Source organism: Micrococcus sp. HMSC31B01, assembly GCF_001816085.1.
Lineage (GTDB): Bacteria > Actinomycetota > Actinomycetes > Actinomycetales > Micrococcaceae > Micrococcus > Micrococcus luteus.
In genome coordinates, this window is the sequence record NZ_KV825290.1 from 1 (window position 1) to 5,203 (window position 5,203).

Sequence of the window (5,203 nt, forward strand, 5' to 3'; positions counted from 1 at the left end):
GGCGGGCCGGACGGCCCGCCGCCTCTCGTTCACCTGGAAGCCACCTGGATGTGGTGGACTGCGCGCGCCACCCCGCCGTCCACCGGCGGCGCACCTCTGTCATCACGCACCCGGGGAGAGCCATGCCCAGCCTGTTCCGCCGCCGTGCCGTCACCACGGCCGCCTGCACCGTCCTCGTCCTCGCGCCCGCGAGCGCGGCGCCAGCCCTGGCCGTCGAGACGGCCGCCGCGGACGAGACCACCATCTCGATCCTGTCCTTCAACGACTTCCACGGCGCGCTGTCCACGGACTACATCGGCACGCAGTTCGCGGACACCGTGGAGGACTACCGCACCGCGTTCGAGGCCGAGCACGGCGCCGGCTCCACGCTGCTGACCAGCGCCGGCGACCTGATCGGCGGCTCGAAGTCCGTGTCCAACGTGCAGCAGGACAACCCGACGATCGACGTGATGAACGCGCTCGGCCTGGCCTCGCTGACCGCCGGCAACCACGAGTTCGACAAGGGCCTGGACGACCTGCAGGGCCGCGTGGAGTCCCGGGCCCAGTTCCCGGTGCTCTCCGCCAACCTGGTGGACCCGACGAGCAAGGAGCCCGTCCTCACCTCGCACGCCGTCTTCGACGTCGACGGCGTGCGCGTCGCCGTCATCGGCGCCTCCCCCAACGAGCTGTACGCGACCACCACCGGTGCGGGCCTGGAGGGCAACGAGGTGCTCGACGAGGTCGCCGCCGTGAACGCGGTCGCGGACGAGCTGGAGGCCCAGGACGCCGCCGACGTGATCGTGGCCTCGTACCACGACGGCGCCGCCGGCGCGGGCGAACTGGCCGCCGAGCGGGCGGCCCGGGCCGAGTTCGACCGCATCGTCGGCGAGACCTCCTCCGCCGTGGACGTCATCTTCAACGCCCACACCCACCAGCTCTACCAGTACGACACCACGGCCGGCGGCGCCCACCGCCCCGTGATCCAGGCGGGCGCCTCCGGCAGCCACCTGGCCGCCGTCGAGCTGACCGTGGGCGCCGACGGCCAGATCACCGGGCTCACCCCGCGCCTGCTGGCCCGGTCCACGCAGGCCCCCGCCGAGGCCGCCGCGGAATCCCCCGTCACCGCCCAGGTGTACGCGATCGAGCAGGAGGCCGTCGCGGTCTTCGAGGACCTGCAGGGCGAGGTCGTGGCCGACCTGTCCGCCTCCATCACCACCGACTACCAGAAGCTGATCGACGCCGGCGGGTCCTGGAAGGCCGGCGGCACGCGCGCCGCCGAGACCACCCTGGGCACCTGGGTGGGCGACGCCGTCAAGCACGCCGCCGAGCAGGCGAACCCCGAGGTGGACCTCGGCGTGACCAACCCCGGCGGCCTGCGCTCCGAGCTGCTGACGGACCGCTTCACCGACGGCGGCGCGTTCCCGGCCAAGCCGGCCGACCTCGTCGGTCGCCTCACCCTGGGCGAGCTGCTCGACATGGCGCCGTTCGGCAACGCCATCACCTACTTCGACATCCCGGGCTCCTCCATCAAGCTGGCCCTCGAGGAGAACTGGCGGAACGACGTGCGCAAGTTCACCCTCGGCTGGTCCGAGGAGCTGACCTGGACCTACGACGAGTCCCGCCCGCAGGGGGACAAGGTGACCGGCGTGTGGATCGACGGCGAGCCCCTCCAGGCGGACCGCATGTACACGGTGGCCAGCCAGTCGTTCCTGTCCGACGACACCTGGACGACGCTCGGGGACCCGACCAAGGCCCCCGACGGCTACACCGCCTTCGCGACCGGCCGCCAGAACTTCGTGAACATGGGCCTGCTGGACTCCCAGGCGATCACGGACTACGCCCGCGCCCAGGACGCGGCCCACGGCGCCGTCGCCCCGGACTTCGGCAAGAACGGCGTGCCGGTCACCGACGCCCCCGCCTCGGTCGAGGCCGGGCAGGCCGTCGGCCTGACCCTCGGGGACCTCGTGGTGGACTCCGACGGCGCCCCCGCGGCGACCGCGGTCGACGTCGCCTTCCGCACGGCTGACGGCGCCGAGACCGCCCTGGGCACCGTGGCGGTCCCCGCGGGTTCCGAGACCGTCACGCTCTCCGGGATCACCGCCCCCGCCGCCGCGGGCACGGGCGAGCTCGTGATGACCGTGCGCTACGCCGACGGCGGCACGACCGTGGTGCGCCATGCCCTCGAGGTCACCGCGGCCCCGGCCCCCACCGAGCCGGAGCAGCCCGCCCCGACCCACCCGGGCAAGGGTCATGGCAAGGGCCATGACAAGGGCGCCGACCACCCGGGCAAGGGCCGCGTGAAGGGCGAGGACCACCCGGGCAAGGGCCGTGGAGTGCAGCGCGGCGCCGCCACGCACCCCGTCTTCTCCGCCCAGGCCTGGCTGACCGCCGCGGGCCTGCCGCGCTGACCCATCGAGAGAGATCGAGACTGAGGACGACATGACCCCCCTGCCCCGCTTCGCCGCGCGCACCGCGGTGACCACCGCCGCCCTGGCCCTGCTCGCCCCCGCCGTGGCCCTGCCCTCTCAGGCCAGCCCGGCCGGCGACTCCCTCGTCATCAACGAGGTGTACACCAACGGCGGCTCCGCGAACGCCGTGTACACCCACAAGTTCGTGGAGCTCTACAACCCCACCGACCAGCCGATCAGCCTCGATGGCTGGTCCCTGCAGTACCGCTCCGCCGCCGGCACGGCCGCGACCCAGGGCACGGTCGCGCTGTCCGGCACGGTGCCCGCGCAGGGCCACTTCCTGGTCTCCGGCGGCTCCAACGGCACCGCGGGCGCCGCCCTGCCGCAGGCGGACCTCGTGGCCGGCGGGGCGTTCAACCCCGCGGGCACGAAGGGCACGATCGTGCTCGCGCGCCAGGCGGGCACCGTGACGGACCTGCCGGTCGGCTCCGTGGTGACCGGCCAGGTGCCGAGCGTCGCGGACGTGCTCGGCTACGGGGCCACCAACACCTTCGAGACGGCGGCCGCCGGCGCCCCCTCGGCCAACTCGGACCCGAAGTCCCTCACGCGCACGAACGGCGTGGACACGGACGACAACAGCGCCGACTTCACCGTCACCGACCAGGTCACCCCGACCAACGCCGCCGCCACCGGCGGCGAGCCGACCCCGGAGCCCGAGCCGCAGCCGACCCCGGCCGAGCGGATCACCATCGCCCAGCTCCAGGGCACCGGCACGGCCACCCCGTACGCCGGGCGCCAGGTGACCACCACCGGCGTCGTCACCGCCGTGTACTCCACGGGCGGCTACGACGGCTACTACATCCAGACCGCCGGCACCGGCGGCGACACCCCCGACGCCACCCCGGGCGCCTCCGACGGCGTGTTCGTGTACTCGCCGGACACGGTCGGCTCCGTGACGCTCGGCGACCACGTCCAGGTCACGGGCGAAGCGGCCGAGCACTACGGCCTCACGCAGATCAAGGTCGCCGCCGGCGGCGTGCTGCCGGTCGCCGAGCCCGGCGCCGTGGCCCCCACGCCGGTGGAGTTCCCGCTGGAGGAGGCCGACCGTGAGGCACTCGAGGGCATGGTCCTCGCCCCGCAGGGCGACTGGACGGTCACGGACAACCACTCCCTCAACCAGTACGGCTCCCTCGGCATCGTCCCCGGCACGAAGCCGCTGGACAACCCGACGTCGGTGGCCCGGCCCGGCGCCGAGGCACAGGCCGTCGCGGCCGCCAACGCGCAGCAGCTGATCGTGCTCGACGACGGGGCCGCCACGAACTTCATGCGCTCGCCGGGCAACCAGAACCCGCTGCCGTACCTGGACGCGGACCAGCCGGTGCGCGTGGGCGCGGGCCTGGAGTTCACCACCGGGGTCATCCTCGACTGGCGCTTCGACGCGTGGTCCTTCCAGCCGCTGGGCCACCTCACCGACGCCACGGCGGCCGCCGTCCAGCCCGTGACGATCGAGGACACCCGCCCGGCCGAGGCCGCCCCCGAGGCGGTCGGCGGCAACGTCACCGTCGGCAGCTTCAACGTGCTCAACTACTTCACGACCCTGGGCCAGGACGTGGCCGGCTGCAGCGCCTACCGCGACCGCGCCGGCACCCCCGTCACCACGAACGGCTGCCTGCCGCGCGGCGCCTACACCTCCGAGGCGTTCGCCCGCCAGCAGGAGAAGATCGCGGCCGCGATCAACGGCCTCGGCACCTCGGTGGTCGCGCTCGAGGAGATCGAGAACTCCGAGAAGTTCGGCCTCGACCGGGACCACGCGCTGGCCCACCTCGTGGAGGCCCTCAACGCGCAGGCCGGCGAGCAGCGCTGGGCCTACGTGGCCTCCCCGGCCACCCGTCCTGCGCTCGCGGACGAGGACGTCATCCGCTCCGCGTTCATCTACCAGCCGGCCGAGGTCACCCCGGTGGGCGAGTCGGTGATCCTGGACGACCAGACGAACTTCGACAACGCCCGCGAGCCGATGGCGCAGCTGTTCCGCGCCGCCGACGGCACGTCCGAGGGGGCGGCCGGCACCGAGTTCGTGGCGATCACCAACCACTTCAAGTCCAAGGGCGGCTCCGGTGCGACCGGGGACAACGTGGACGCGGGCGACGGCCAGGGCGCGTACAACGCGGACCGCGTGGGCCAGGCCGAGGCCCTCGTGGCCTTCGCCGAGCGCATGAAGGCCGAGACCGGCACCGACCGCGTCCTGCTCATGGGCGACTTCAACGCCTACGAGAAGGAGGACCCGATCCGCGTGCTCGAGGCGGCCGGGTACGTCTCGCAGGGCGCGCTCACGGGCGAGTACTCGTACGCGTTCGGCGGCGCCGTCGGCAGCCTGGACGGGATCTACGCCTCGCCGTCGGCGGCGACGGCGATCACCGGCCAGGACATCTGGATGATCAACGCGAACGAATCCGTGGCACTGGAGTACTCGCGCCACAACTACGTGGCCGAGGACCTGTACTCCGCGGACCAGTGGCGGTCCTCGGACCACAACCCGATCCTGGTGGGCCTCCAGCTCGACGCGCCCGTGACCGAGCCGACCCCCGAGCCGGAGCCCTCCCCGGGCGAGACCTGCGACGGCGTGACCGATCCGCGCGGCGTGCCGGGCAAGCCCGCGAACTCCGTGCGCGAGTGGCTGCGCTGCGTGGGCGCGACCCCGGGCCACGGCGGCGACCACCCGGGCAAGGGCCACGGCCCGGAGCACCCCGGCAAGGGCCGCGGGCCGGTCCGTCCCTGACGGGAGGCGGGGCGCCGCGCCTGGCATGACGACGGCGGGG

Annotated in this window: 2 protein-coding genes; both read left to right on the forward strand. The window is 73.7% G+C overall.

Annotated features, from left to right (window positions below; translation table 11 throughout):
* Positions 1–122 precede the first annotated feature (122 nt).
* Positions 123–2,387 carry a bifunctional metallophosphatase/5'-nucleotidase gene (locus tag HMPREF3105_RS09750; protein ID WP_070709439.1) on the forward strand — a complete coding sequence of 755 codons (2,265 nt, stop codon included), beginning with the start codon at positions 123–125 and terminating at the stop codon, positions 2,385–2,387.
* A 31-nt stretch (positions 2,388–2,418) separates the two neighbouring features.
* Complete coding sequence (locus HMPREF3105_RS09755; protein WP_210401445.1) at positions 2,419–5,163, forward strand: ExeM/NucH family extracellular endonuclease; 2,745 nt, start codon at positions 2,419–2,421, stop codon at positions 5,161–5,163.
* Positions 5,164–5,203 lie beyond the last annotated feature (40 nt).

What these genes read in the sequence shown, in the direction of transcription:
- HMPREF3105_RS09750 (WP_070709439.1), top strand. Translation starts at nt 123, where the DNA reads ATGCCCAGCCTGTTCCGCCGCCGTGCCGTCACCACGGCCGCCTGCACC.
- HMPREF3105_RS09755 (WP_210401445.1), top strand. Translation starts at nt 2,419, where the DNA reads ATGACCCCCCTGCCCCGCTTCGCCGCGCGCACCGCGGTGACCACCGCC.